General features: G+C 53.9%; 24 protein-coding genes. 6 read left to right on the top strand and 18 right to left on the bottom strand.

Annotation, left to right across the window (positions count from 1 at the left end; all coding sequences use genetic code 11):
- Positions 1–114 precede the first annotated feature (114 nt).
- From rpsO to HZS79_RS12755, 3 genes are all read left to right on the top strand, one after another.
- Positions 115–384: a 30S ribosomal protein S15 gene (rpsO, locus tag HZS79_RS12765; protein WP_009723734.1), complete on the top strand. Its 270-nt coding sequence runs from the start codon at positions 115–117 to the stop codon at positions 382–384.
- 137 nt (positions 385–521) lie between these two features.
- The gene (gene pnp, locus HZS79_RS12760; protein WP_162218810.1) at positions 522–2,684 is read left to right on the top strand and encodes a polyribonucleotide nucleotidyltransferase; all 2,163 of its coding nucleotides are present in this window, start codon (positions 522–524) and stop codon (positions 2,682–2,684) included.
- Positions 2,685–2,776: 92 nt separating this feature from the next.
- Positions 2,777–3,946 carry an MFS transporter gene (locus tag HZS79_RS12755; RefSeq protein ID WP_162218811.1) on the top strand — a complete coding sequence of 390 codons (1,170 nt, stop codon included), beginning with the start codon at positions 2,777–2,779 and terminating at the stop codon, positions 3,944–3,946.
- Positions 3,947–4,010: 64 nt separating this feature from the next.
- On the opposite strand, the gene HZS79_RS12750 is transcribed toward HZS79_RS12755, so the two are convergent.
- The 11 genes from HZS79_RS12750 to dksA all read right to left on the bottom strand — a co-directional run bounded on the left by HZS79_RS12750 (position 4,011) and on the right by dksA (position 16,432).
- Positions 4,011–5,189, bottom strand: coding sequence for an acetyl-CoA C-acetyltransferase (locus HZS79_RS12750; protein WP_162218812.1), 1,179 nt, complete (start codon positions 5,187–5,189; stop codon positions 4,011–4,013).
- Positions 5,190–5,398: 209 nt separating this feature from the next.
- Entirely contained in the window at positions 5,399–5,779 is a 381-nt protein-coding gene (panD, locus tag HZS79_RS12745; RefSeq protein WP_058578292.1) for an aspartate 1-decarboxylase, read from the bottom strand.
- 26 nt (positions 5,780–5,805) lie between these two features.
- Complete coding sequence (gene panC, locus HZS79_RS12740; RefSeq protein WP_179928082.1) at positions 5,806–6,675, bottom strand: pantoate--beta-alanine ligase; 870 nt, start codon at positions 6,673–6,675, stop codon at positions 5,806–5,808.
- Positions 6,676–6,744: 69 nt separating this feature from the next.
- Positions 6,745–7,536, bottom strand: a complete 792-nt coding sequence (panB, locus tag HZS79_RS12735; RefSeq protein WP_179928081.1) for a 3-methyl-2-oxobutanoate hydroxymethyltransferase — start codon at positions 7,534–7,536, stop codon at positions 6,745–6,747.
- Between the two features lie 134 nt (positions 7,537–7,670).
- Entirely contained in the window at positions 7,671–8,192 is a 522-nt protein-coding gene (gene folK, locus HZS79_RS12730) for a 2-amino-4-hydroxy-6-hydroxymethyldihydropteridine diphosphokinase (protein WP_179928080.1), read from the bottom strand.
- 15 nt (positions 8,193–8,207) lie between these two features.
- Positions 8,208–9,593: a polynucleotide adenylyltransferase PcnB gene (pcnB, locus tag HZS79_RS12725; protein WP_179928079.1), complete on the bottom strand. Its 1,386-nt coding sequence runs from the start codon at positions 9,591–9,593 to the stop codon at positions 8,208–8,210.
- An 885-nt stretch (positions 9,594–10,478) separates the two neighbouring features.
- Positions 10,479–11,864: a sigma-54-dependent transcriptional regulator gene (locus tag HZS79_RS12720; RefSeq protein ID WP_179928078.1), complete on the bottom strand. Its 1,386-nt coding sequence runs from the start codon at positions 11,862–11,864 to the stop codon at positions 10,479–10,481.
- On the bottom strand, positions 11,842–14,787 hold the full coding sequence (locus HZS79_RS12715) for an ATP-binding protein (RefSeq protein WP_179928077.1): 2,946 nt from the start codon (positions 14,785–14,787) through the stop codon (positions 11,842–11,844). Before HZS79_RS12715 ends, HZS79_RS12720 begins: the two co-directional genes overlap by 23 nt.
- Entirely contained in the window at positions 14,777–14,953 is a 177-nt protein-coding gene (locus HZS79_RS12710; RefSeq protein ID WP_179928076.1) for a hypothetical protein, read from the bottom strand. Before HZS79_RS12710 ends, HZS79_RS12715 begins: the two co-directional genes overlap by 11 nt.
- 1 nt (position 14,954) lies before the next feature.
- Positions 14,955–15,854: a tRNA glutamyl-Q(34) synthetase GluQRS gene (gene gluQRS / locus HZS79_RS12705; RefSeq protein WP_162218820.1), complete on the bottom strand. Its 900-nt coding sequence runs from the start codon at positions 15,852–15,854 to the stop codon at positions 14,955–14,957.
- 140 nt (positions 15,855–15,994) lie between these two features.
- Entirely contained in the window at positions 15,995–16,432 is a 438-nt protein-coding gene (gene dksA / locus HZS79_RS12700; protein ID WP_162218821.1) for an RNA polymerase-binding protein DksA, read from the bottom strand.
- 188 nt (positions 16,433–16,620) lie between these two features.
- Here dksA and HZS79_RS12695 point away from each other — a divergent pair, with 188 nt between their 5' ends.
- Complete coding sequence (locus HZS79_RS12695; protein WP_179928075.1) at positions 16,621–17,781, top strand: aminotransferase class I/II-fold pyridoxal phosphate-dependent enzyme; 1,161 nt, start codon at positions 16,621–16,623, stop codon at positions 17,779–17,781.
- Positions 17,778–18,506 carry a DNA/RNA nuclease SfsA gene (sfsA, locus tag HZS79_RS12690; protein WP_162218823.1) on the top strand — a complete coding sequence of 243 codons (729 nt, stop codon included), beginning with the start codon at positions 17,778–17,780 and terminating at the stop codon, positions 18,504–18,506. Before HZS79_RS12695 ends, sfsA begins: the two co-directional genes overlap by 4 nt.
- On the opposite strand, the gene HZS79_RS12685 is transcribed toward sfsA, so the two are convergent.
- The 7 genes from HZS79_RS12685 to HZS79_RS12655 form a co-directional block, all read right to left on the bottom strand.
- Positions 18,503–18,952, bottom strand: coding sequence for a DUF4426 domain-containing protein (locus HZS79_RS12685; protein WP_179928074.1), 450 nt, complete (start codon positions 18,950–18,952; stop codon positions 18,503–18,505). The two genes, sfsA and HZS79_RS12685, sit on opposite strands and share 4 nt — an antisense overlap.
- A gap of 37 nt (positions 18,953–18,989) precedes the next feature.
- Positions 18,990–19,583 carry a methionine biosynthesis protein MetW gene (gene metW / locus HZS79_RS12680; protein WP_162218825.1) on the bottom strand — a complete coding sequence of 198 codons (594 nt, stop codon included), beginning with the start codon at positions 19,581–19,583 and terminating at the stop codon, positions 18,990–18,992.
- Positions 19,573–20,778, bottom strand: a complete 1,206-nt coding sequence (gene metX / locus HZS79_RS12675; RefSeq protein WP_179928073.1) for a homoserine O-succinyltransferase MetX — start codon at positions 20,776–20,778, stop codon at positions 19,573–19,575. The genes metW and metX overlap by 11 nt, the downstream gene beginning before the upstream one ends.
- 63 nt (positions 20,779–20,841) lie before the next feature.
- Complete coding sequence (locus HZS79_RS12670) at positions 20,842–21,435, bottom strand: YggT family protein (RefSeq protein ID WP_179928072.1); 594 nt, start codon at positions 21,433–21,435, stop codon at positions 20,842–20,844.
- 29 nt (positions 21,436–21,464) lie between these two features.
- On the bottom strand, positions 21,465–22,289 hold the full coding sequence (proC, locus tag HZS79_RS12665) for a pyrroline-5-carboxylate reductase (protein WP_179928071.1): 825 nt from the start codon (positions 22,287–22,289) through the stop codon (positions 21,465–21,467).
- Positions 22,290–22,390: 101 nt separating this feature from the next.
- Positions 22,391–23,095 carry a YggS family pyridoxal phosphate-dependent enzyme gene (locus tag HZS79_RS12660; RefSeq protein ID WP_179928070.1) on the bottom strand — a complete coding sequence of 235 codons (705 nt, stop codon included), beginning with the start codon at positions 23,093–23,095 and terminating at the stop codon, positions 22,391–22,393.
- 179 nt (positions 23,096–23,274) lie between these two features.
- Positions 23,275–24,417 (bottom strand): anhydro-N-acetylmuramic acid kinase, encoded by a 1,143-nt coding sequence (locus tag HZS79_RS12655; RefSeq protein ID WP_179928069.1) that lies wholly within the window; start codon positions 24,415–24,417, stop codon positions 23,275–23,277.
- Between the two features lie 116 nt (positions 24,418–24,533).
- Here HZS79_RS12655 and tyrS point away from each other — a divergent pair, with 116 nt between their 5' ends.
- The gene (tyrS, locus tag HZS79_RS12650) at positions 24,534–25,733 is read left to right on the top strand and encodes a tyrosine--tRNA ligase (protein WP_162218831.1); all 1,200 of its coding nucleotides are present in this window, start codon (positions 24,534–24,536) and stop codon (positions 25,731–25,733) included.
- Positions 25,734–25,902 lie beyond the last annotated feature (169 nt).

Raw genomic sequence — 25,902 nt, 5'->3', positions numbered from 1 at the left:
TGCAAGGATGTAGCGATTTGCGCGAAAATTGTACGTGAAGATAGTTGCATGAGACTGCAAATATGCGTGGTCTCACCCATTCAATTTTAGGCATATTGCTTACTGGAGAGACAGATGGCATTAACCGCTGAGAAGAAGGCCGAGATCGTCAACGAATACGGCCGCGGCGATAACGATACCGGTTCCCCTGAAGTTCAGGTTGCACTGCTAAGCGCCAACATTAATGGCCTGCAGGACCACTTCAAAACCAACAAGCAGGATCACCACTCTCGTCGTGGTCTGATCCGCATGGTAAACCAGCGTCGTAAGCTGTTGGATTACCTGAAGCGCAAAGATTTTGAACGCTATCAGTCTCTGATTCAGCGTTTAGGCCTGCGTCGTTAATCGTTAACGGCAACGATCAAAAACGGGCAGCCCCTTGTGGGCTGCCCGTTTTTTTGTTTCTGGTAGCCGTATGACGCTACAGCGCCTAGAATGGTGGCGAGTCAAAACGACCCAAGCGAAAAGACAAGTAGATATTAATGTTAAAGGAAGTCGCCGTGAATCCGGTAAAAAAAACGTTTCAATACGGTCGTAGCACCGTCACCCTAGAAACTGGGCGTATCGCTCGCCAAGCCACGGGCGCCGTTATGGTGACCATGGATGAAACCGTTGTATTGTGTACGGTTGTGGCGAAAAAAGAAGCGAATCCAAACCAGCCTTTCTTCCCGCTCTCAGTACATTATCAAGAGAAAACCTACGCAGTGGGCAAGATCCCTGGTGGCTTCTTTAAGCGCGAAGGGCGTCCTACAGAGAAAGAAACCCTTACCTCGCGTTTGATTGATCGTCCGATCCGTCCGCTATTTCCTAAAGGGTTTATGAACGAAGTGCAGGTGATCTGTACTGTTCTGTCGACTGACCGTAATCATGACCCCGATATCGCAGCCCTATTGGGCACCTCAGCAGCGCTGGGTATTGCCGGTGTGCCGTTTAACGGCCCGATTGGCGCGGCACGTGTGGGCTTTAATGAAGAGCAGGGCTACTTCCTAAACCCAACGGTTGAAGAGCTGACTACCTCAGAGCTAGACATGGTGGTTGCCGGTACCGAAAACGCCGTGTTGATGGTGGAGTCGGAAGCTCAGGAGCTGCTTGAAGATGAAATGCTGGGTGCCGTGCTGTTTGGTCATCAGGAAATGCAGGTAGCTGTTAGCGCGATTAAAGAGCTGGTCGCGGAAGCTGGCAAACCGCGCTGGGATTGGCAGCCAGCTCAAGAAAATGTAGCGCTGAAAACCGCCATGGCCGATGCCTTTGAAGCCAAGGTAGGCGATGCTTATCGCATTACTGACAAAATGGCTCGTCAAGATGCGCTGTCAGCGCTGAAAGATGAAGCGGTTGCACAGTTGGCCGCCGCTGAAGGCGAAGAAGTAGAAGGTAAGTTCAGCAAAGATGACGTGAAAGGTGCCTTTGCTGGCCTTGAAAAGCGCGTTGTACGCTCTCGTGTCGTCAAAGGCGAGCCTCGTATTGATGGCCGCGACAACGCCACTGTGCGTCCTCTGGCGATTGAGGTGGGCGTACTGCCTAAGACACACGGTTCGGCAGTGTTTACCCGTGGAGAAACCCAGGCCATTGCCATTGCTACTTTGGGCACTCTGCGTGACTCGCAGCTGATCGAGTCTCTGGAAGGCGAGCGTAAAGACCGCTTTATGCTGCACTACAACTTCCCTCCCTACTGCGTTGGTGAAGCAGGCTTTATGGGTGGTCCAAAGCGTCGCGAGATTGGCCATGGCCGTCTAGCTCGCCGTGGCGTTCAAGCGATGCTGCCGTCAGAAGACGTTTTCCCCTATACCATCCGTGTGGTATCGGAAATCACTGAATCTAACGGTTCTAGCTCCATGGCGTCGGTATGTGGTTCCTCGCTTGCACTGATGGATGCTGGTGTACCATTAAAAGCACCGGTGGCAGGCATTGCCATGGGCTTGGTGAAAGATGAAGACGGCTATGCAGTATTGACCGATATCCTGGGTGACGAAGATCACCTGGGCGATATGGACTTCAAAGTTGCCGGTTCTGAAGAGGGTGTGACCGCCCTGCAGATGGACATTAAGATTGAAGGCATCAATGAAGAGATCATGGAAAAGGCGCTGCAGCAGGCTCATGATGCTCGCCTTAGTATCCTAGCTCAGATGAACGATGTGATCAGTCAAAGCCGTACCGATGTATCGGAAAATGCGCCGTCCATGGCTACGATCAAAATCGATCCGGATAAGATTCGTGATGTGATTGGTAAAGGCGGCGCGACGATTCGTAAAATTTGCGAAGATACTGGCGCCTCTATTGATCTGGATGATGATGGCACCGTTCGCATCTACGCTGAAGATAAAGCCGCAGCCAAAAAAGCGATCGATACCGTGCTGGCAATTACCGCAGAGGCGGAAATTGGTAAGCTTTACAACGGTAAAGTCGTGCGCATTGCGGACTTCGGTGCTTTCGTCAACATCATGCCGGGTACCGATGGCTTGGTTCACATATCGCAAATTGTTGCCGAGCGCGTTAACAACGTGCGCGACTTCTTAAATGAAGGTGATGATGTGATTGTGAAGGTATTGGATATCGACAACCGCAACCGAGTGAAGCTCTCAATCAAAGAGATCACCGAGGAAGAGAAAGCAGCGTTTGCCGCTGCCGAGGCGGATGTCGCTGACTAGTTAGTGATCCAGACGTAGTAACCGCCCCCGCAGCTTCTTGTTGCGGGGGCGGTGTCGTTTGGTAGGCAGTAAACCAAAAAAGAGAAAAGAGCATGGAGCAGGAGCAAGCGCCGCGCTGGTGGGCGGTGGTGGCCGTGATGATCGGCATTTTTTTATTGGTGACTGCTGAGCAACTCCCTATCGGGCTACTGTCCCAGGTGGCGTTATCGATGGACGTCACACCTGGTGTGGCCGGCCTGATGGTCACTGTCCCAGGGGTGGTCGCAGCCTTTTCAGCACCGCTGTTACCGGTAGCGGTAGGACGGTTAGATAGACGCATCATGCTCACGCTAATGATGATAGTCATGGTGATTGGGAGCGCGCTTTCAGCAGTGGCGGGTAGCTTTGGATTGTTATTGGCAGCTCGCGTATTGGTGGGGATTAGCATTGGCGGATTTTGGGCCATTGCGGGCAGTATTGCCCCGCGGCTGGTGCCCAGCGATCAAGTTGCCAAGGCCATGACCATTATTTTCGGGGGTGTGGCCGCCGCCTCGGTATTGGGAGTGCCCTTAGGCACCCTGCTAGGGGACCTGAGCAACTGGCGTGTGGCGTTCGGTGCGCTGGGTGGGCTAAGCCTTTTAACTGCCATTGCGCTGTGGTGTTGGTTACCACCATTGCCGCCAAGAGAGCCAGTGAGGTTGAGGGTGCTAGCGCAGCAGTTTAGCAATCGTGGTGTGCGGGTCGCGGTGCTAACTACGGGATTTGTTGTCGTGGGGCACTTTGCTGCTTACACCTTTATTAGCCCCATTCTGCAGGATATTAGCGGTGTTGCTCAACGCCATGTTGGCAGCTTGCTACTGCTATACGGGGCAGCGGGCATCATGGGCAATATAGCGGCAGGTGCGTTTGCAGGACGACATCCTTACCGCGCGGTGTTGGCTATTCCTAGTCTTTTATTACTGGTCGTTGCGGCGTTTCCGTTATTAGGTGTCCAGCCCACCAGTGGCGTGCTGCTATTAATGATGTGGGGGGCTGTTTTTGGCAGTGTGTCGGTGAGTATTCAGACCTGGATTCTACGTACAGCACCGAATACCGAGGCCGCCACGGCCTTGATGGCGTTTACCTTCAATATGTCGATTGGTCTTGGGGCAATGCTGGGTGGGCGTGTTGTCGATGGCACTAGCCTGCCGATTGCCATGTGGGCCGCATCGGGGCTATTCATGTTGGGCGCGTTGTTGGTGCTACGCACGCCAGCCAGTGTGGTTGGTGAAAAATCGCGGTGAGGCGTTAAGAAAATGCCCCCGCTCTTTAGCGGGGGCATGACGTTTAAGCGTATTGAAAGGGTGGTTAAGGGCGCTCAATCGCCAGCGCAACGCCTTGGCCGCCGCCGATACACAGGGTAGCGAGGCCTTTCTTGGCATCACGCGCAATCATCTCATGCAGTAGGCTAACCAAGATACGACAGCCAGAAGCGCCGATCGGGTGACCTAGTGCAATAGCACCGCCATTAACATTCACTTTGCTAACATCCCAGCCTAGCTCTTTATTGACTGAAAGTGCCTGAGCAGCAAAGGCTTCGTTAGCCTCTACTAGGTCGAGGTCGTCCAAGCTCCAGCCAGCTTTTTCGAGGCAGCGGCGAGTGGCCGGTGCCGGGCCAATACCCATGATGGCTGGGTCAACGCCAGCATTAGAATAAGCAGCAATACGCGCCAGTGGCTCTAGGCCAAGTTCTTTGGCTTTTTCTGCTGAGCAAAGCATCACCACAGCCGCGCCATCGTTTAATGAGGAGGCGTTACCGGCGGTAACAGTGCCGTCTTTTTTGAAGGCAGGGCGCATACCACCGAGTTTCTCCGCTGTTACTTCGCGCGGATTCTCGTCAGTATCAAACACGACTGGGTCGCCTTTGCGCTGCGGAATCTCCACGGGGACGATCTGGCCTTTGAACTTGCCATCGCGGATAGCCTGTGCTGCTTTTTGCTGTGAGGCAGCGGCAAATTCGTCCATTGCTTCGCGGGTAATGCTGTATTTTTCCGCCAGATTTTCAGCAGTAATACCCATGTGGTAGTTGTTGAACGCATCCCACAGGCCGTCATGAACCATGGAGTCAATCGCTTTCCAGTCACCCATGCGCTGGCCGTTACGCGAGTTAGGCAGGATGTGGGGGGAAGCGGACATATTTTCCTGGCCCCCGGCCAGGATAACCTCTGCGTCGCCACAGCGAATGGCTTGCGTGGCTAAATGCAGAGCTTTGAGGCCTGAGCCACACACTTTGTTGATGGTCATGGCTGGCACTGACTCTGGTAAGCCAGCCTTGATAACCGCCTGACGGGCGGGGTTTTGGCCGACACCTGCGGTGAGTACTTGGCCGAGCAATACTTCATCAATTTGCTCTGGGGCAACGCCGGTAGAGGCGAGAATGTCTTTAATAACCAATGCACCTAAATCGCTTGCCGGAATGCCAGCGAGTGATCCTCCAAAGCTTCCTACGGCGGTGCGGCGAGCTGCGACAATAACCACGTCTTGCATATGATGACTCCTTGGGTAAGTAACGCAACGTTCCTAGTGAGGATAGAAGCTCCAGCAGGGAGTTGCCTATCCATTATTATTAGCATGTTGTGTCAAACTTACCTATCAGCATAGGGGAAGGTTGTGCGTTGCGGCAATACGCTTTTTTAGGCAAATAAAAACGGGCCGATCAACGGCCCGTTAAATAGCTGCTTACTCAACTGCTTGGCTTAAGCTAACTGTACAGGAATCGCATTGCTGGTGTGGCTAACGTGATTGCCTTCTTGCAGGTAGACCAGCGCAGGTTGGTGATTTTCTAGCTCTGCCTCTGAGTAGTGAGCGTAGCTGCAAATAATAATGCGATGGCCCGGTGAGGCTAAATGAGCCGCTGCACCATTGATGGAAATTAACCGAGAGCCTTCCTCGCCACGAATCGCGTAGGTAGTGAATCGTTCTCCGTTTTCCACATTATAAATTTGGATCTGTTCGTTTTCACGGATACCTGCCATATCCAACAGGTCGCCGTCGATGGCACAAGAGCCCTCATAGTTAAGTACCGCGTGGGTAACGCGCGCCATATGTAGCTTGGCTTTGAGCATGATGGTGTGCATAGAAGCTCCTAAATAACGAGACTAGCCTATTTGCTAGCGTCAGAGGCAGTGTTTGGCAGCTGCACGCTGAGGTTGTCAATTAGCCGAGCAGGGCCAAGCTTAGCCGCTGCTAACAGCACCGCACTGCGTGTCGAGCTGCTTAACGGCTCAAGCGTTGTGTCACGCAGTTCCAGGTAGTCTGGCGTAAAGCCGGCATCATACAGCGCTGCCTTGCCCTGTTGTAGTACCTGTTCGGCGGATGCGCCTTGCTCAAGTGCATCGCGTAGTTCGCACAGGGTGCGATAAAGCACCGGTGCGATAGCGCGCTCATGCTCACTTAGATAACCATTGCGAGAGGAGAGCGCTAACCCGTCATCGGCACGCACAATGGGCACACCGACGATGTTAATTGGCAGGTGCAGGTCACTTACTAGCTTACGAATGACCGCAAGCTGCTGATAATCCTTTTCGCCAAAACAGGCGACATCCGGCTGTACCAGGTTAAACAGCATGCTGACCACGGTCGATACGCCGTCAAAATGTCCAGGGCGCGAACCGCCGCATAAGCCTTCGCCTACTTCGGGGACATGTACGCGGGTCTGAGCAGACAAGCCATTAGGGTACAACGCACTCACCGTGGGGGCGAACAGGATATCGCAGCCCGCGTCTTTCAACTGCGCTTGATCCGCTTCAAACGTGCGCGGGTAGGCATCGAGGTCTTCATCTGGACCAAACTGCATCGGGTTCACGAATAAGCTGGAAACGATGATATCCGCGTGCTGTCGGGCACTGGCGACAAGTGCCAAGTGCCCCTTATGCAGGTTGCCCATGGTGGGCACCAGGGCAATGCGTTTGCCTTGCTGGCGGTGCTCATGGAGCATACTGCGGAGGTCGTTAATATCTCGCAAAGTGCGCATAGAGGGTTCTTTATTGCTCACAGACGTTACATTAACCTTTAAACAGTGCTTTGAATTTGAAAGCCATGCTTAAAAGCAGTGCTCAGGGGCAGGGAATGCGCGGGTTTTGACTGCCGTATGATAGTGCTCAAAGGCGCTCTGGATACTGTCAGCGTCAGCCATGAAGTTTTTGACGAAGCGCGGTGTACGGCCATGGGTGACGCCCAATACGTCATGCATCACTAGGATTTGGCCATCAGTATCAGGGCCAGCGCCAATGCCGATGACTGGCACGTCTAAGGCGTCAGTAACCGCCTTTCCAAGGCTTGCCGGTACGCACTCAAGCAGAATCACTGAGGCACCTGCTTCAACGAGCACTTTGGCATCGTTAATAATTTGCTCCGCCTGCGCTGCTTCACGGCCCTGAACTTTATAGCCGCCTATCTGGTAAACGGTTTGCGGTGTTAGCCCCAAGTGTGCGCATACCGGAACGCCGCGGCGAGTCAGTTCTCGAATGCCGTCAGCCATCCACGCTTCGCCTTCAACTTTTACTAGCTCTGCTCCAGCGCGCATTAATGCGGCAGAGTCCTCTAGCATGCGCTCCGTGGTGGCGTTGCTCATAAACGGCAAGTCCACCATTAGCAGGCTATGGCTTTTACCACGTGCCGCGCAGCGTGTGTGATAGCAAATGTCATCAATGGTCACAGGAAGCGTGCTGCTATGGCCTTGTAAGACCATGCCTAAGGAATCGCCTACTAACAGAACATCAATGCCAGCATCGCTGGCAGCATGGGCAAAGGATGCGTCGTAAGCGGTCAGACAGCTGAACGTTTCGCCGGCGCGTTTATACGCCTGCAGAGTGCTCAGGGTGACGGTTTTCATGGCGTGCTCTCATTTTCTACGTGGGGCCGATGCAACATAGGCAGCCGGCCATTGTTAACGCTGCATCCTTGCTTGCGCTAAGTGGCGTAACCGGCAATTGTTACCTGAATGAGGGCGTGGTGTCGAGATTTGTGTCAGACGGTAGCACTGGTGGAAACATCTGCGTCGTCTAATCGCTGTATCTCATGTTGATCCAGGTGCGTGAGCCAATAGGTAAGTGGTTGATGGTGAAGCATAATTGGCTTGTGTTTTGCAGTAGACACCAGTTCCTCAAGGGGAACGAGTACAAAGGCGCGTTCGTGCATGTAAGGGTGCGGAACCTGCAGTCTAGGGCGCTTAATCATCTCTTGATCGTAAAGCAGAAGGTCTAAATCCAGCGTGCGCGGCCCCCAGTGTTGCAGTCGCCGACGGCGGTGTCGCTGCTCTAGTGCTTGAAGTTGGTCAAGCAGTGCAAGCGGTGAGAGCTTGGTCTCGAGGGCGGCCACCGCATTAATAAAGTCGGGCTGATCTTGCGGCCCTACAGGTCTTGTTGTGTACAAGGATGACGTTGCTACCAACTGACAAAGCGGCAGCTCGCCAAGCTCGCTCAGCGCGTGGCGTATCTGGCTAATAGGATCGTCCAAATTGCTGCCTAGCCCGATGTAAGCAAGTGTCATCGCATCGCTCACTGATTACTGCTCTGTTTTGCGTGGTTTGCGGCGCTTTTTGCGACGGCGGTCGCCTTGGCTGGCTGGATCGCTGCCTACCTTTTGTAACAGGCGTCGCTGCTCATGTTCGTCACCCTGCTGGAAAGCATCCCACCAATCGCCTAGGCCGCGTGGAATTTCACCTGCCTGTTCGCGTAGTAGCAGAAGGTCATAAGCGGCGCGAAAGCGCGGATGCTCGCGGGTTTGAAATGCCCGTTTGCCTCGACGCAAGGGGAGGCGAGCTTGCAGCTCCCAGATATCACGCATCGGCATGCCAAAGCGTTTGGGAATTGAAATATGCTGCAACTGGCGTGTTACGACCTGCTGTGCGGCGGTCTGTAGCGCGGGAATCGCAGGCATACCATCTTTCTCAAGCTCTGCTTGACGATGCGCTACCGGTGCCCATAAGAAGGCGGCGAGGAGGAAAGCGGGCGTCACCGGACGATCTTCCGCAATGCGCTTGTCGGTGTTGGCGAGTGCTTGCTCAATCAGGTCTTCAGCCCAGGCGGCATCTGCCATCGCTTCTTCTGCTTCAGGGAATAGCATGCCAAATAAGTTGTAATGGCTTAGCAGACGGAAGGTAATAAGACCATGTCCCGACATAAACAGTTTGAGTACTTCATCAAACAAGCGGGCGGGAGGAATTTGCAGTAATAGCGGCGCCAGATCATACATTGGCTCTTCAGTCGCTGGCTCGATGGTGAAACCAAGCTTGGCTGCAAAACGCACGGCACGCAACATGCGCACTGGATCTTCCCGATAACGGGTAACTGGGTCGCCAATGAGGCGCAGCGTACGCGACTTAATGTCCTGTGCGCCGTTAGCAAAGTCGTGAATCGTAAAGTCAGCGATGTTGTAGTACAGCGCATTTACGGTGAAGTCACGGCGTAAGGCGTCTTCTTCGATGTTGCCCCACACATTATCACGCAACAGCAGGCCGTCATCAGACTGCTGAGCGATGTGATCGCCGTGCTCGTCCTGGGGCTTGCCACGGAAGGTGGTGACTTCAATGACTTCGCGGCCAAAGCGCACATGCACAATGCGAAAGCGCCGACCAATGAGCCGTGAATTGCGAAAAAGATCCCGTACTTGTTCCGGCGTAGCATTCGTGGCGACGTCAAAATCTTTGGGCATTTTGCCCAGTAATGCATCACGAATGCAGCCGCCGACTAAGTAGGCATCAAACCCAGCGCCATTCAGGCGATAGAGTACCTTTAAAGCGGCCTCACTGATCTGCTGACGAGAAACAGGATGCTCGGAGCGCGGAATAATACGGGGGCATAGAGCATTGGTGGTGCTCTCTGAGGAATCGAGCAGGGATTTCAAGTGCTCTCCCGGGCTGTGTAATAAACGGGTAAATCCTTTAAACATGCGGCGATATCGACTCGCAGGGTATCGAAAACAGAATCGAAAAACGTAGCGAAAAAATAACCGCAAGGTGGCGGTAAGTCGCTGAGTGTAGCCGACCCCTTCAAGCTTGCAAAGCACCTAGAGCGGGTTTGTAAGAATCGACTGCTTTAGACGCAGAAAGGGGAGGCTAAATTAGCCTCCCCTATAAAGCAGACAATCAGCGTCCATGCTGCTGTTTTTATTCATGATGGCACATCGCCCTGAATACGCACCGCAGTCGGTAGGCGTGAGAACCAGTCTGATTCCGACCGCCTCGTATTCAAAACAATAATCCAACCGCGAACTTTTTCTCCCGGCGAGTTGTTATTGAATCCGGGGTGTACACATATGCTGCTATTATTTTTATTTGGAAGCAGATTCTTTGTGTACGTCGCGTCCTTTTTGGGCTCTTGCTGTCTGTTGTTATTGTTCGCTGCGCTTATTCTGCTTTGCGCTAGCAAGGTGTGAGACTCAAGCCTATTGTTCTTGTTAGTACTATGATCTCTGCCTGGCCGTGTTGTTTTTGTTTTGGCTCAGTTCGGGGCGGTGTCATATTGTTTTTGTTGGTGACTTCCGCGCTGCCCAGTTTATTCTTCTTACCAAGATATAGTGCACCTGCCGTGCCACCCATTTAATAATTTATTAATTTCAGTGGGTTGTGATTTTTGAGATAGGTGTTGGAACTAACGTCAATAAAAAGTGTTACCCGTTTTTGGCCGGTTTTTAAGAGGATTTGTGTGGGAAGGTAACAGTGCCTGGGTGACGTTTTTTGAATATTTATTATGTAAATCAATATATTAGACGTTGGTCGTAGGCGCTGCTATCAATGTGTGTATAAATAGATTGTGCTGCTAGTAGCGCTACCGCCTAGCCTGGGCGGCGGGCCGTTTTTTTGCGAGGAATTCCCAGGCGTTGGCGGCGTTCCCACAGGTTTTTGCGGCTGATTCCCAGCTTTTGAGCCAGTTCTGTTTCACTCATTTGGTCTTGGTGCTCTAACACAAAATGCTGGAAATAATCTTCAAGAGAAAGGTCGTCGTCATCTCCTGTTGGTGCTGACGCTTCATTGGCTAACACGGTGCTGTTACCTGCCGGAGTGTGGGGCCGGTTGGTAACAGGGCCAAGGCCTAGGTCATCTGGGTGAATCAAATGTCCTTCGGCGAGAATCACACCTCTCTCAAGGGCATTCTCAAGCTCCCGCACGTTACCTGGCCATGGATAGTCGCGTAGATCTTGGCGGGAGGCTCGTGACAAGCGAAGTCCTTGGCGGTCATGGCGTTTGCAGGCTTTATCTAGCAGGATGTCGGCTATTTTCAATACGTCTTCTTCACGGTCGCGCAGCGGTGGCAGTTCAATCTGCATAACGTTGAGACGATAGTAGAGGTCTAATCGGAACTCCCCGCTTTTTGACAGTGCGCGCAAGTCCCTATGGGTGGCGGCGATGAGCCGGACGTCCACATGACGTGTTTCGACGGAACCAATTTTGCGGATTTCGCCTTCCTGTAGCACGCGTAGTAGCCGCGCCTGGGCATCCAAGGGTAATTCGCCAATTTCATCTAGAAACAGAGTGCCACCGTCGGCTGCTTCGACTAACCCTGTTCGAGCAGCGCTAGCGCCGGTAAACGCGCCTTTTTCGTGGCCGAAAAGTTCTGATTCAATCAGCGTTTCCGGTATTGCCGCGCAGTTCACACAAATCAGAGGTGCTTTTGCGCGCTTGCTTTGCTGATGAATGGCTCGGGCGACGAGCTCTTTACCTGTGCCGGACTCTCCTTGAATCAGAACGGTAACGTCGGCCGGTGCTGTTTTGCGAATGCGGGTATAAACCTGTTGCATGGCGGTGCAGTCGCCGATCATGGTTTGGCGTCCACCCCCCTCATCGGTGATGTCCGGCGGTGTGCCTTGCTGCATCGACTGTTTGTGCAGGATGCGCTCGACGGTTTCTAAAAGCTCAGTGTGATCAAATGGCTTGGCGACATAGTCCACAGCCCCTTGCTTAAGCGCGTCGACGGCCGAGCGCATGCTGGCATAGCTCGTCATAATCAGCACGGGCGCGGGGGCTGCGGCCTCAATTAGGGCAGTGCCAGGATCGCCAGGCAATCGCAGGTCGCTAATCACTAGATCAAACTCGCTAGGGGTCAGCGCGCGCGCCTCCTCTGCGCTGGCCGCTTCACTTACCGTGTAGTTGTGACGTTCGAGTAAACGCTTTAAAGCGCTGCGAATAATCGCTTCATCTTCAACAATCAGTATCCTGGGCATGAGGTAGGTGATCATCCTGTTGGTAAAGCGGTAGCCAAAGCGTAATGGCAGTGCCGCGAGGCTTTCCTGGAGGCGGTGACGCAACCTCTATCTTGCCGTGGTGCTCATTGATAATTTGGTAGGCCAACGAGAGCCCAAGCCCCGTTCCTTGACCCGCGGGCTTAGTCGTGGTGAACGGCTCGAAAAGACGGTGTTTCACGCTTGGATCAATGCCGTGACCATCATCGATAACTCGCCACCAAGCGTGGCTTGCTTGCTTGCCTGCCTCAATCTGAACCGTGCCCTGAGCGTCACAGGCATCTTTGGCGTTGCTCAGTAAGTTGACCATGACTTGGGTTAATCGCTGAGCGTCGCCAAGCACTACGATGTCATCCGGACAGTCATTGGTAAAGCTTACATCCTCCCCCGAACGCGCTAAATGGATCAAGTGTAAGGCGTCTTCGCTAATCGTCTTAAGTGCGGCCGGTGACGTTGGCAGTGGCAGGGTCTGTCGGCCGCCATGGGCAAAGCCGACCAGTGAGTTAACAATCTTGGTGACACGCTGGGTCAGTTGTTGAATCTGGTCGGCCGTTTCCAGCAGCGCTGGGTCATCGGTATCGTAGCGTAAGTTTTGCGCCAGTGATGAGATGCCTGTAATCGGGTTGCCGATTTCATGGGCAACTCCTGCGGCGAGCTGGCCAATAGAAGCTAAGCGAGCGGCATGTACCAACTCATCTTCTAGCCACTTCATTTCAGTGTGGTCTTCCACCAAAATTACGCTACCACCTCGGCTGTCATGGCCGCTTAGCACTGCTTGGTGAAGGGTGAGAAAGTAGTCTTTGCCATGCAGCGATACCGCTTGTTTGTACAGTGGTGTGTGCGTGGCATTCAGTACGCTACCTAGTAAACCGGGCCACGGGGCTGGCAGGCTGTCACGACGCGAACCAATCACGCTTTCGCCACTAATGCCCGAAAGCTGTGATAGCGCTTGGTTCCACATTAATAGTTCGTCGTCATCGCCTAACACACACAGGCCTACCGGTAAGTAAGCAAGCGTTTGTCGGTGGTGGCGCCGTAATCCGTCTAGTTCACGTGCAAGCCCCGTGAGCCGAGAGCGATAAGCTTCAAGGCGGCTTTCAACAAAATGAATATCGTCTGTGACTGGCGCATCATCATGGCGGTAGGGCAAGTAACGATCGACAATATCCCGTGCAACGGACGGCCCCATTAAACCGGATAAATTAGCCTGAATGCGGTCACGTAGACGGCGCAGTGCATAGGGGCGGCGTTCTTGTGGGGTCAGGTTCATGGCCTGCAGCGCTCGGTCGACTTCACGGCTGGCGGCTTCCTCCCCAAGTGCTTGGGCGAGATACGCCGGAAAATCTCCAGCGGTCGCGGCTTCCAGGGGTAAACGCTTTGAGCGGATAACCGCATCGACAGAACAGGCTTCCGCAGCGGATCGTTCGCCTTCCGAAAGTCGGGTGAACAGTGACACCACAATCAGCAGCACAATATTCACTGCGAGAGAAATCAGTGTGATGTTGTACCAGGTTGGTGAATCCGCGGGCATTAACGGAATAAACGGTAACCTGGGCATTGTAATGTCGAACAGCAGGGGTAACCACAATCCCCACAGCCAGATGATGATGCCGCCTATTAGCCCTGTCACCATGCCCTTGCGGTTCGCGCCTGGCCAGTAGAGTAGTGCGAGCATGCCGGGTAGGCACTGCGCCATACCGACAAACGCGGCGAGCCCTAGGCTTGTCAGCGAATGGTAGCGGCCAACGCTTTCAGCAAATAGCCATCCGCTGGCAACCACAGCGACCACCAAGCCACGCCTTAGCCACAGTAACCACCCGTAGAGGTCGCTGCGTGCTTCTGGTGGATGGGCCACCAAGACCACGTGGTTCAGTACCATGCCAGAGAGGGCTAACGCGATCATCATCATTGTGCCGCTTGCTGCTGCCAGCCCGCCGATGAAGGCCAGGGCACCTACCCACCAATGTTCCGACATGAGAAAAGCAGCATAAGCGGCCACAGGGATAGAATCGTTGGTTGATTGGGTAGCCCACCAAATCAGCGGTACCGGCAGTGCCATCAGCAATAAAAAAAGCGGTAGCGTCCAACTGGCTTGAAGGAGGGTGTGGCGAGAGAGGTTCTCAGCAAAGGTAATTTGAAACAGGTGCGGCATCATGAAGGCGGCGGCAAAAAATAACAGTAGCAGTGTGCGCCACTGAGGGGCTTCCAGCTTAGGTGTGGCAGCCTGGGCGACAGCTCCAGGACCCTCCAGCCAACGCTGTAGGTCTTGGGGGCCGTCAAACACCCACCATAAAGCAATGGCACCAAGCCCCAGCATGGCAAGCAGTTTGATGATTGACTCAAAGGCAATCACGCTAAGCAGCGTATCGTGTCGGTACCGGTGGTTGTGGCGTGCCCCAAAATGCACCGCGCAGGCGGCAATGACGGCGCAAAACAGTAAAGCGACACCGGCGCTATAGCGGCTGCCAGTGAGCAGATATATGGCATCGCTTAAGGTTTGCACTTGAATGCCGAGCAGCGGCATCACGGCTAGTAGGCTGATCAGCGTGACGAGTGTGCCGGCCCAGCGAGAGCGGTAGCGAAACGCAAAGAGATCCGCTAATGAGGAGAGCTGATAGGTGCGAGTGATGCGTTGAATAGGCACGAGCAGTACCGGTGCCAGTAAAAAGGCACCTGCTGCGCCAAGGTAGTAAGCTAAATACCCAAACCCTGCCTGGGCGGCGAGTTCAATGCTTCCATAAATAGCCCAGGCGCTGGCATAGACGCCCAGTGCCAGGGTGTACACAATAGGGTGGCGTGTTATGCGTACGGGCACCCAGCCACGTTCTACCGCCGTGCCGCAGCCAAACAATAAGGCTAGGTAGCCCAAACCTAGCAGGAGCACCCCAAAAAGCTCAACGCTCATCCAATTTCCTCTTCTGCTCAAGCCAAAGCGTGAGGGCAATCAGGCCACCCCAAATAGCAAATGGGCGATACCAAGCAACGTTAGGGTCGCCCCAGCCGTTCATCAACAGGGGCGAGAGCAGGTAACCCCCAAATACCAGAAACAGCATAATTCGATAAACGTACATATTAAGGCTCTGGCTGAAAGGTGCGGTGGGAGGTGGCGACGAGGTGTTCAACCGACCAGTGTGCAATTGCCCAGTTTAGCTGTGTTTCGGGCGGCTCTTGGGCAAGTGCATCGGGTGGCGCTAGGTCAAGCAGTTGCAGTGCTTGAAACAGTTGGTGACGAATGCCGTCAGCGTTTTCCTTCAATGCGGGTGCCTTGTTTTGCTTGGAGAGTTTTTGTCCGTCATTGGAGACTACCAGTGGCAGGTGCAGGTAGCGGGGAGTGGGTAGGTCAAGCGCTGTTTGTAACTGGCACTGCCAAGGCGTGTTATCCAGTAAATCAAAGCCGCGTACGATGTCGGTAATGCCTTGCTCGGCATCATCGACCACCACCGCAAGCTGGTAGGCCCAGAGGTTGTCTTTGCGTTTCAAGACAACATCGCCGAGTACCTCGGGGTCGAACTGCTGAAACCCAAAAAGCCTGTCTTGCCAGTCAATGGGGCGCTTGGCCAAGTCGCTGCGCAGCCGCCAGGCAACCGGCTTTGTGGTATCACTTAGCCCATCGCGGCACCAGCCAGGGTAGACCGAAAATGCCTGCCACTGTTTGCGCGAACAGCTACACGGATACGCTAACCCTTTGGCAGCTAATTGGTCCAGGGCTTGCTGATAAGCCTCATGGCGGTGATGCTGCCAGCGAATCTCTTCATCCCAGTGAAGCCCAAACGCTTCTAGTTGGCGCAGAATCGTATCGGCTGCGCCTTCAGGGCAGCGGGGTGGGTCGATATCTTCAATGCGCACCAGCCATTGGCCACCAGCGGCATGGGCATCGACAAAGCTGCCCAAGGCGGCAACCAGTGAGCCAAGGTGCAACGGGCCTGAGGGGGTGGGGGCAAAGCGTCCTCGGTAGCGAAGGGTATGGGTCATGGCAACCAGTAACGATGAGTCAATGTTGCAAGAAAAGTTGGTTAAGTCGCGCGGCTTAATGCAGTGACATAGCAAACAAAAACGGGCACCTCAAGGGTGCCCGGATGTCGCCATTGCGTACAGCGCACTAGCGCCAACGATTAGCCGCCGAGCTGTTTCTCTTTCAGTTCTGCCAGCGTTTTGCAGTCAACGCACAGCGTGGCGGTAGGGCGCGCCTCGAGGCGACGGATGCCTATCTCGACGCCACACGCTTCGCAAAAACCGTAGTCGTCGTCATCGATTTTTTCGATGGTTTCATTAATTTTTTTCAGCAATTTACGCTCTCGATCCCGTGTGCGCAGCTCGAGGCTGAAGCCCTCCTCCTGGGTGGCGCGGTCGGCGGGGTCAGCGTAGTTATTAGCGTCTTCCTGTAGGTGGCGTACGGTACGATCCACCTCTTCCATGAGGTCTTGTTTCCAGTCCAGAAGCAGCTGGCGGAAGTGCGCTAGCTGCTTCTCGTTCATATACTCTTCACCCGGTGCCGCTTCATACGGGGTGAAGGATTTGGACGCTTCCGATTTCTTTTCCGCTACTGGCATGGGAGTGCCCCTTACGTATGTGACTGCAGATCGACCATGAGCGTGTCTCAAAATGCCACGCTAAAGGGATGCTTGTTTAGCTGAAAATTAGGTGCGTTGCAAGCATAATAGTGTTTTTTCGACCATGGTCTTGCCGCTTATGCGACCTGCGTCATGTTTTTGTTACCGCTAGGTTTGAAGGAGCCGTTATGGCCTGGAATTCGCGTGTGAGTCACGTTGCGCCTTTTCGCGTAATGCATTTGTTAGAAATGGCCCAGGCCCGCGAGGCGGAAGGTCACGATGTGATTCATCTGGAGGTCGGTGAGCCTGATTTTGCGACGCCAGCGCCGATTGTGGCGGCTGGGCAGCAAGCCCTGGCCACGGGAAAAACACGCTATACGCCAGCGGCAGGTTTGGCTTCGCTGCGAGAAGCAATTTCGTGCCACTACGCTGAGCATTTTAATGCCTCTGTTGACCCTGCACGGATTCTGGTAACCCCAGGGGCTTCTGGCGCATTGCTACTGGCCAGTCAGCTTTTGGTAGAAACCGGCGACCGGGTGCTGATGGCGGATCCTAACTACCCCTGCAATCGTCACTTTATGGCTTTAGCTGGCGCAGACGTCGATGCTGTTCCTGTGGGGCGCCACAGTGGCTGGCAGTTAACCGCACCATTGATAGAGCAGCACTGGCAGGCCCGTACACGATTAGCCATGTTGGCGTCCCCCTCTAATCCGACAGGGCATACGCTGAGTGCAGATGCCCTGCAGGCTGTCTTCAACACCGTATCATCCAAAGGTGGTGAGGTGATTGTCGATGAGATCTACCAAGGCCTAAATTATGACGATGTACCGTTATCGGCGACATCGCTTTCCGACCAAGCCTTTGTGGTCAACAGCTTCTCTAAGTATTTTGGCATGACTGGCTGGCGCTTGGGTTGGCTGGTTGCACCGGAGCATGCGGTTGAACCCTTAACCAGACTGGCGCAAAACGTCTTTTTGGCGGCTCCTACCCCCTCTCAGTACGCAGCGCTGGCCGCTTTCACCCCCGAGTGTCGAGATATCCTTGAAACCCGCCGAGCGACGCTCAAACAGCGCCGCCAAGTACTGCTAGATGGGTTAGCACAGCTAGGGCTTGCGCCGGACCTGCCGCCCCAGGGGGCGTTTTATCTTTGGCTGGATATTTCTCGCTACAGCCGTGACAGCCAGGCGTTCTGTGAACGATTGCTGATTGAAGAGAATGTAGCGATTACCCCCGGTATTGATTTTGCCGTTGTAGGCGGCGAGCATCACGTACGCATTGCCTTCACCAACGACGTAGAACGGCTGCAAGAAGCCGTCACGCGTATTGCCCGCTTCGTGAGCCGACAATGACAAGCTATCCCAGCCTGGTGCCAGGCGTGCTGCTGCGTCGTTATAAACGCTTTTTGGCAGATGTGCGGCTAGATAGTGGTGAGGAAGTCGTTGCCCACTGTCCTAATACGGGGTCAATGAAAGCGGTCAACGTCCCTGGTTGTCGAGTATGGCTCTCTCCCAGTGACAACCCTAAGCGCAAGCTGGCCTGGACGTGGGAGTGGATTGAGCTACCGCAGCCGGATGGGTCTCAAGCATTGGCCTCGGTTAACACTGGGCGGGCCAATCGTATCGTAGAGGCCGCTATCTTGGCGGGCGATATTGCGCCGCTGGCAGGCTACCAAACCCTCAAGAGGGAGGTGAGCGTTAGCGCCGCTCGGCTTGATTTCCGTCTCGATGATCCTGATAAGGGCGCAGCCTATATCGAAGTAAAGCAGGCCACCTTGAAAGAGGCTGACGGACGCGGCTATTTTCCAGACTCGGTGAGTGCGAGAGGGACAAAGCACCTACAGGCGTTAACAGCGCTCGCCCAGCAGGGGGAAAGGGCAGTGCTGCTGTTTTGCGTGGCTCATGAAGGAATCGACGATGTGGCCCCCGCGGCCCATATCGATCCAGTATATGCGGCCGCGCTAGCTGAGGCGGTCACCGCGGGGGTGGAGGTGCTGGCTTATGGCATTATTCTTGAGTGGCGGGCCGATGCGCCGGTAGCGGTGCGATTGGCGCGAGCGCTACCGGTGCGGGTTTAGTGCTCGATGTAGAAGCGTTGCATGAAGTTAACCGATTCAGGCGCCTCATTTCGATCATAGCGAACGTCGAGCTCAAAGCGCATTGCTTCGTCATGGCGCAGGGTGAACGGTGCTAAGTGGTAGGTAGCGTCTCCATCATGCACGGTGCGAAAGGCAAGCGGCTCTTGGGTGCCGGTAAGGCCGCTAACATAGCCTTGTATGCCTGCGTTCACGGGGCGAGTGCTATCGTCCTCCATGCGCTCGCGCACGCTGACATTGACCAAGCCACGGTTGGCGCTACGCTGAATGTTATGTGCTTGGGCCACCTCGGGCGTTAAGAACCCTGTGCTCACCGCGCTGTAATGAATCTCGTAGTTGTCAACGCGGACAAACTGCTCAGCCTTAGCGCTAGTGATGCCAAGCAGTGTTGCTATTAGGGGCAGGCTAAAAAGCAGGCGACGTAACATGAGGTGCTCCTCCTGGTGCTTGGTCTATGCCGCTATTCTAGCGGCGACGAACTCTAAAAATAGCAATTTCGCCAAATAAGTTGGGCCACCATTTTGATGTCCAGTGCCCTTTGTGATCGCCAACACCTACTGCCCGATCAACGATCACTAGGCCTTTCTCACGGCACAAGTGTTCGAAGTCGTTAAAGGTTGATAGGTGAATATTCGGTGTGTCATACCACGCATGGGGCAGGGATTTAGATACCGGCATATAGCCTCGCAGCCCAAGATGGACACGATGACGCCAGTAAGCGAAATTGGGGAACGTAATAATGCCCTCTTCGGCGACGCGGAGCATTTCATCGAGCATTTTATCGGGTCGGCGCAGGGCTTGTAGCGCCTGTGTCATAATGACTTGGTCGTAGCTGTTGTCACAAAAACTGCCCAGCCCGTCATCCAGGTTATGCTCAATCACATTAACGCCACGCGCAACACATTGGGTGATACCTTCAGGGTCGATTTCTAAACCATATCCAGAGACATTTTTTTCCTGAGCAAGGCGCTCTAGCAGTGCGCCGTCACCACACGCTAGGTCGAGTATATGAGCCCCCTGTGGCACCCAGTCGTAAATTAATTCAAGGTCAGCGCGCATCCGGTGTTTCCTCCTTACCCTTTTCATCGATCCTCAACTCGCGGGCAACGCGACGCATAAATGCGCCAAACAGTGCTTTGTAGCGCGGTTCAGGTAGTAAGAACGCATCGTGTCCGTGAGGGGAGTCGATGTTGGCATAGCTAACGGATTTTCCCGCACGCGTGAGCGCGTCGACAAGTTCTCGTGAACGAGATGGAGGAAAGCGCCAGTCGGTCGTAAAGCTAACAATTAAAAAGGGGCACTGGGCTGGCGCAAGTGCGCTGGCTAGGTCACCTGCGTGGGCGGCTGCTGGGTCGAAATAATCAAGCGCCTTGGTCATTAGCAGATAGGTGTTGGCGTCGAAGGCGGTAGAGAACGTGTCACCTTGATAGCGCAGGTAAGACTCCACTTGGAATTCGACATCAAAACCAAAATTTAGATCGTTACTACGTAAGTCACGACCAAACTTACTGCCCATCGCATCTTCTGACAGGTAGGTGATATGGCCCACCATCCGCGCTAGCTTCAGCCCACGTTTAGGTACGGTATCGTGTTCGGCGTACCAGCCATCGAAGAACTCAGGATCCGAACGGATCGCCTGACGAGCGACCTCGTTAAAGGCAATGTTCTGTGCGGAAAGCCGGGGAGTGGCTGCAATGACTACCGCATTGGCAACGCGCTCAGGATAGACCATGGTCCACTGCAGTACCTGCATACCCCCCAGGCTGCCACCTACCGCTGCTGCCCAGCGTTCAATGCCTAAGTGATCAGCGAGGCGCGCTTGGCTAACTACCCAGTCACTGACGGTCACCATTGGGAAGTCAGGGCCCCACTGGCGGCCTGTTTCAGGGTTATGGCTCACCGGCCCTGTGCTTCCATGGCAGCCGCCCAGGTTATTCAGCGACACCACAAAAAAACGGTTGGTGTCGATGGATTTTCCAGGGCCAATGTGAGCATCCCACCACCCAGGTTTGCGGTCTTCGGCTCCGTGGTAGCCCGCCGCATGATGGTGCCCAGATAGTGCATGGCAAATCAGTACGGCATTGCTACGATCTGCGTTCAACGTGCCGTAGGTTTCGTAGATAAGCTCGTACTCAGGCAGCACCTTGCCGCAGGCAAGTGGGAGCGGCGTGTCAAACTTAGTAATGTGAGGCGTGACCAAGCCAACGGAGTCCGTCGGTCGATCAGCAAAAGCAAGCGTGTCTGAATCTGGCATCGAAAGCGCGCGTCCTGCTAAGAATAAGTCCTGCTAAGAATAAGCCCTGGAAAAGCAGCGAAGCTACAGGCCAACGAGTGCGCCGGAGATGCCCGCAGCGCGGATCAACGATCCCACAACTAATCCATCCACCACGTTAATGGCAATGAATACGACGATGGGCGATAGATCGATCATGCCAAGTGGCGGAATAACTTTCCGCACAGGTGCCATGATAGGCTCGACCAATTGCATGACTAGCAGAGCGCCGGGGTGGCTAGCGTTCGGAGCGACCCAGCTCAAAATGATCATCACGATCAGAGCAAAGAAGTAAATCTTGAGAATAGCGTTGGCTAGGGCGGCAACACCGGCAATCAGCAGCCCTGTCATCGGCGGTATGCCAACGCCAACGACCATAAAAATAGCGACCATGCTGACGACTTTAAGCACAAAACCTGCTGCTAACGTAGCAAGGTCAAAGCGCCCAGCGACTGGGCCTAAGAAGCCTTGGAAGAGCCCGACCACAGGTTGGGTGATTTTAACGACCGATTGACTAAGCGGATTGTAATAATCGGCCCTTGACGCCTGCAGCAAGAAGCGCAGCATCAATAAGAATAAGTAAATGTTGATCAATGTGTTAACTAACATTAATCCGGCGCTGCCCACTTGACTGCCCATTTCTGCGTCTCCGTTGCGAAATTACGTAATTAGTTTGCGCTAAGTTCTTTGGACATTGCTTCTGCGCGCTGGGCGCAGGCTTGCATGGCGTCTGCAATGGTAGCGCGAAGCTGCGCATCTTCCATGTGCTGAATGGCTCGCTCTGTTGTTCCCCCTGGCGACATGACATTTTTCTTGAGCGTGGCGGGGTCTTTGTCGCTTCGCTGAGCCATGGTGGCAGCACCTAATGCCGTTTGAATGGCAAGGCGGCGGGCGGTAGCCGCAGGCAGGCCGAGCTTAACCGCAGCTTCTTCCATCGCTTCAAACATTAAAAAGAAGTAAGCCGGTGCGCTACCTGATACAGCGGTGATCGCATCTAATAGCCCCTCTTCTTCAACCCACTCTACAATGCCAACCGCTTCCATAAGCTGTGTTGCTAGTGTGCGTTGTTCATCGCTAACCGCGCTGTTGGCATATAAGCCGCTAGCACCGATACCGACCAATGAAGGTGTATTAGGCATGCAGCGCACCAGGGCGTTATTACCGCCTAGCCATTGATCAATGGTGGCAGCATCGAGGCCCGCCGCAATGGAAATAATAAGCGGTGACTGCTGTTGCACGTTATCCCGCATTGCTTCGCACACGCCGCGCATAATCTGTGGTTTGACAGCCAGCACTACTACATCGGCGTTGGCTACCGCTTCATTGTTATCGGTATGGGTATTAATGCCTAAGCGTGCATTGAGTGGCGCTAGCTCGTTTTCGTTCGGTGCGGTGGCAGTGATATCGCTGGGGGAAACACCGCTATCGATGAGGCCGCCGATAATGGCGCTGGCCATATTTCCGGCGCCAATGAAGGTGATCTTGCTCGCCATGAGGGCATCCTTTTTTGCAAATAGCTGCGTGTGGCAGCGCGTGATGTAAGTTGTCGTTGCACTCTTCAATAACGTTTAGCGTTAAAACGCAGTTCGAAGCGTTAGCGAGTCGTGCGTGCGCCAAAAATGGCGGTGCCTAAACGTACCAGTGTGGCACCTTCTAAAACAGCTGCTTCTAAATCGTCACTCATCCCCATAGACAGCGTATCAAGAGGCGCATCAGGTAAAGCTGCTTGGAGATCTGCTAGAAGCTGGCGCAGAGCTGCAAATGGTGTTCGCTGTTCTTCAAGGTTGTTAGCAGGGGCAGGGATTGCCATCAGTCCGCGCAGCACTAGGTGTGGCATAGCGGCTACCTCTTTTGCCAGCGTCACGGCCTCTTCAGGTAGAACGCCCGACTTGGAGGCCTCGCGGCTAATATTGACCTGCAAACAAATATTGAGCGGTGGTAAGTGCGTTGGGCGCTGCTCGCTGAGTCGCGTGGCTATTTTTAAGCGGTCAACGCTATGTACCCAAGCAAAGTTCTCCGCTGCCGCACGGGTTTTGTTCGACTGTAGTGGGCCAATGAAATGCCAAACAATACCGTCTAGGTCGGCCAGTTCGGCTTGTTTTTCCAGGGCTTCCTGAAGATAGTTCTCGCCGAATTCACGCTGCCCATGCTGCCAGGCTTGACGAACCATCGACGCAGGTTTGGTTTTGCTAACCGCCAGCAGCGCAGCGCTATCAAATGGGCGTTTCGCCCTTTCTAGCGCATTCATCAGGCGTTCGCGAGCCTGGACGAGTGACTCCTCAAGTGCGATGTCTGTCATGCTCAAGCACCTTGCTGCAGCTGGAAAATGAGAGATGGATATTACCGAACTGCCGGTATGCTCGGCAAAGTAGAATGCATATGATATGCCCCTTATTCTGCCGGTTTTCCATCCATAATACGTGCTGATGTTGCTGGTGGTTGGCTTAATCTACCTACCATGCGTGCTGCTAATATAAATTAAGGGGCGTAAATACCTCCAAGCACTCGCAGCCCGCTGGCGCCGGTAACTGAAGGTAGGTTGCCGGGCAGGTTGTGTAAGCGCTGATGGGCAAGCCAGGCAAAAGCACCTGCTTCAATCCAGTCTTCGGGCCACCCTAGGTCGGCAGGAGATTTAAATATCGCCTTGGGTAGCTGCACAGCGAGCCTCGCCATTAAATAAGTGTTATGGGCACCGCCGCCACAGACAATTAAGGTCACTTCGTTGTGTCTTGATGGTAGCTGCTGAATTCCTTGGGCAACGCTGATGGCTGTTAGCTCTACTAATGTTGCTTGCACATCTTCAGCTGACTCATCACCCGTTAGCTTGTTTTCTAACCACGCCAAATGAAATAGCTCGCGCCCCGTACTGCGCGGCGGTGGTTGATGGAAAAACGGCTCGTTAAGTAGTTGTTGTAAAAGTGTTTGATCGATCTGCCCACCAGCAGCCCATGTGCCATTTTGGTCAAAGCGTCCGTTGTGGTGTTTTGAAAACCAAGCATCTAACAGTACATTGGCGGGCCCTGTATCAAAACCGATTACCTGAGCCACAGCGTTACTGGGTAGCCACGTTACATTCGCAAAGCCCCCTAGGTTTAACACAAGCTGCTCGCCGCCTTGATGGCCAAACAATGCCTGATGAAATGCCGGTGCTAGCGGTGCTGCTTGGCCGCCTGCGGCTAAGTCCCGTCGACGAAAGTCGGCGACCACGGTGCAGCCGGTTAACTCGGCTAGTAGGCTCGGGTTGTCAAGCTGCAGTGTATAGGCGGGGCCTCCATTATGGCCGTCAGGAGCATGCTCTATGGTCTGCCCGTGGCTACCGATAGCGTGAATTTGCTCGGCGGTGACACCCTCTTGGATCAGTAGTGCTTTCACGGCGTTTGCTTGTAGCTGGCAAAACGCGCTTTCGGCTTCTGCAAGCTCTGCAAAGTTGACCTGCTCGGCGTGACACAGGTTCAGCAGTAGGTTATGAAGCGACTGGGGCATCGGCGATACATGAGTGGCAATTAGCTCAGGTGGCGAGTGGGGCGCTATAGCAACCAGAGCGGCATCGATGCCGTCCAGGCTGGTGCCCGACATTAAGCCAACATAATACGACGGTGACATAGGGGGGGATGTTTTCATAAAGCGACTCATCCAAAACGTGTTGAAGGCTCAACCAAGGCGATAGGGCATGGTAACATCCCCGCTATTCAATATCTGACGCCTATAACGGCATATATTACATGGAGAGAGTGGCAATGAGTGAGGTAGATCAGGCGTTAGCACTACTGTCGCGAGGCACGCATGAAATCCTGGTAGAGGATGAGCTAAAGAAAAAGCTGGCGTCTGGCCGTAAGCTGCGTATTAAAGCAGGGTTTGACCCGACAGCACCTGATTTGCACCTCGGCCATAGTGTATTGCTAACGAAAATGCGTCAGTTTCAGGATCTTGGCCATACGGTTATTTTTCTGATTGGGGATTTTACAGGGAGAATTGGTGACCCGACCGGCAAAAACGTTACACGCAAGCCGCTCACTGAGGCTGATGTAAAAGCCAACGCCGAAACCTATAAAGAGCAGGTGTTTAAAATCCTCGATCCTGAGAAGACTGAGGTGCGCTTTAACGCTGAGTGGTTTGGTGAGCTCACTGCGGCCAAAATGATTGAGTTAGCCGCGCAAAGTACGGTGGCTCGTATGTTGGAGCGCGATGACTTTGAAAAGCGTTATAAAGCCAACCAGTCCATCGCGATTCACGAATTCCTTTACCCGCTTGTGCAAGGTTACGACTCAGTAGCGCTGGAGGCAGATGTTGAGCTGGGTGGCACCGATCAGAAATTCAATCTGTTAATGGGCCGCGAAATTCAAAAGCATTTCGGTCAAGAGCCTCAGGTCGTGATTACCATGCCGTTGCTCGAAGGTCTTGACGGCGTGCAGAAGATGTCCAAGTCGTTGGGCAACTATGTTGGTGTCGATGAAGCGCCGGGCTCTATGTTCAATAAGCTGGTGTCTATGCCGGATAGCTTAATGTGGCGTTACTTTGAGCTACTCTCTTTGAAATCCAACGAAGAGATCGATGCGCTTAAGCAGGGCGTTGAGCAGGGAGCGAACCCGCGCGACGTCAAAATGGAATTGGCTCGTGAGCTGATTGCTCGTTACCACGGTGATGAAGCGGCCGCTAATGCGCACAAGTCTGCGGGTAATCAGCTAGCGGAAGGCGAACTGCCGGAAGACCTGCCTGAAGTGGAGGTGGATTTCGAAGGTAATGATCAGGCGCCCATTGCGGCAGTGCTCAACCGCTCTGGTCTTACCAAGAACAGTGCCCAAGCCAAAGACATGCTGAAAAACGGTAGCGTAAAAGTAGATGGCGACGTCGTTGCCCAGGACACGATGCTGGCAACGGGTAACGCCTATGTTATCCAGGCGGGTAAGAAGCGCTACGCTCGCGTGACGCTTGTTTGAATTTTTATTCACAGTTATTTTCAAATAGCCCTTGCCAAGACGGCGGCGAATCCGTAAAGTACGCATCCGCTGCCGGGGACGCACAGCGTTACCAGCGGTGATTGAAGGTAAAAACCTTCGGTTTGTCAGGAAGTTAAGAGAGTTTAAAAGAAAGCAACGTTATCTCGCT

Origin of the sequence: Vreelandella zhaodongensis, assembly GCF_013415115.1 — a bacterium.
GTDB lineage: Bacteria > Pseudomonadota > Gammaproteobacteria > Pseudomonadales > Halomonadaceae > Vreelandella > Vreelandella zhaodongensis.
This window is presented reverse-complemented; position numbering and strand designations above follow the sequence as displayed.

Excerpts from the sequence above, each read along its gene's own strand:
- rpsO (WP_009723734.1), top strand. The coding sequence starts at position 115 with ATGGCATTAACCGCTGAGAAGAAGGCCGAGATCGTCAACGAATACGGC.
- pnp (WP_162218810.1), top strand. The coding sequence starts at position 522 with ATGTTAAAGGAAGTCGCCGTGAATCCGGTAAAAAAAACGTTTCAATAC.
- HZS79_RS12755 (WP_162218811.1), top strand. The coding sequence starts at position 2,777 with ATGGAGCAGGAGCAAGCGCCGCGCTGGTGGGCGGTGGTGGCCGTGATG.
- HZS79_RS12750 (WP_162218812.1), bottom strand. The coding sequence starts at position 5,189 with ATGCAAGACGTGGTTATTGTCGCAGCTCGCCGCACCGCCGTAGGAAGC.
- panD (WP_058578292.1), bottom strand. The coding sequence starts at position 5,779 with ATGCACACCATCATGCTCAAAGCCAAGCTACATATGGCGCGCGTTACC.
- panC (WP_179928082.1), bottom strand. The coding sequence starts at position 6,675 with ATGCGCACTTTGCGAGATATTAACGACCTCCGCAGTATGCTCCATGAG.
- panB (WP_179928081.1), bottom strand. The coding sequence starts at position 7,536 with ATGAAAACCGTCACCCTGAGCACTCTGCAGGCGTATAAACGCGCCGGC.
- folK (WP_179928080.1), bottom strand. The coding sequence starts at position 8,192 with ATGACACTTGCTTACATCGGGCTAGGCAGCAATTTGGACGATCCTATT.
- pcnB (WP_179928079.1), bottom strand. The coding sequence starts at position 9,593 with ATGTTTAAAGGATTTACCCGTTTATTACACAGCCCGGGAGAGCACTTG.
- HZS79_RS12720 (WP_179928078.1), bottom strand. The coding sequence starts at position 11,864 with ATGCCCAGGATACTGATTGTTGAAGATGAAGCGATTATTCGCAGCGCT.
- HZS79_RS12715 (WP_179928077.1), bottom strand. The coding sequence starts at position 14,787 with ATGAGCGTTGAGCTTTTTGGGGTGCTCCTGCTAGGTTTGGGCTACCTA.
- HZS79_RS12710 (WP_179928076.1), bottom strand. The coding sequence starts at position 14,953 with ATGTACGTTTATCGAATTATGCTGTTTCTGGTATTTGGGGGTTACCTG.
- gluQRS (WP_162218820.1), bottom strand. The coding sequence starts at position 15,854 with ATGACCCATACCCTTCGCTACCGAGGACGCTTTGCCCCCACCCCCTCA.
- dksA (WP_162218821.1), bottom strand. The coding sequence starts at position 16,432 with ATGCCAGTAGCGGAAAAGAAATCGGAAGCGTCCAAATCCTTCACCCCG.
- HZS79_RS12695 (WP_179928075.1), top strand. The coding sequence starts at position 16,621 with ATGGCCTGGAATTCGCGTGTGAGTCACGTTGCGCCTTTTCGCGTAATG.
- sfsA (WP_162218823.1), top strand. The coding sequence starts at position 17,778 with ATGACAAGCTATCCCAGCCTGGTGCCAGGCGTGCTGCTGCGTCGTTAT.
- HZS79_RS12685 (WP_179928074.1), bottom strand. The coding sequence starts at position 18,952 with ATGTTACGTCGCCTGCTTTTTAGCCTGCCCCTAATAGCAACACTGCTT.
- metW (WP_162218825.1), bottom strand. The coding sequence starts at position 19,583 with ATGCGCGCTGACCTTGAATTAATTTACGACTGGGTGCCACAGGGGGCT.
- metX (WP_179928073.1), bottom strand. The coding sequence starts at position 20,778 with ATGCCAGATTCAGACACGCTTGCTTTTGCTGATCGACCGACGGACTCC.
- HZS79_RS12670 (WP_179928072.1), bottom strand. The coding sequence starts at position 21,435 with ATGGGCAGTCAAGTGGGCAGCGCCGGATTAATGTTAGTTAACACATTG.
- proC (WP_179928071.1), bottom strand. The coding sequence starts at position 22,289 with ATGGCGAGCAAGATCACCTTCATTGGCGCCGGAAATATGGCCAGCGCC.
- HZS79_RS12660 (WP_179928070.1), bottom strand. The coding sequence starts at position 23,095 with ATGACAGACATCGCACTTGAGGAGTCACTCGTCCAGGCTCGCGAACGC.
- HZS79_RS12655 (WP_179928069.1), bottom strand. The coding sequence starts at position 24,417 with ATGAAAACATCCCCCCCTATGTCACCGTCGTATTATGTTGGCTTAATG.
- tyrS (WP_162218831.1), top strand. The coding sequence starts at position 24,534 with ATGAGTGAGGTAGATCAGGCGTTAGCACTACTGTCGCGAGGCACGCAT.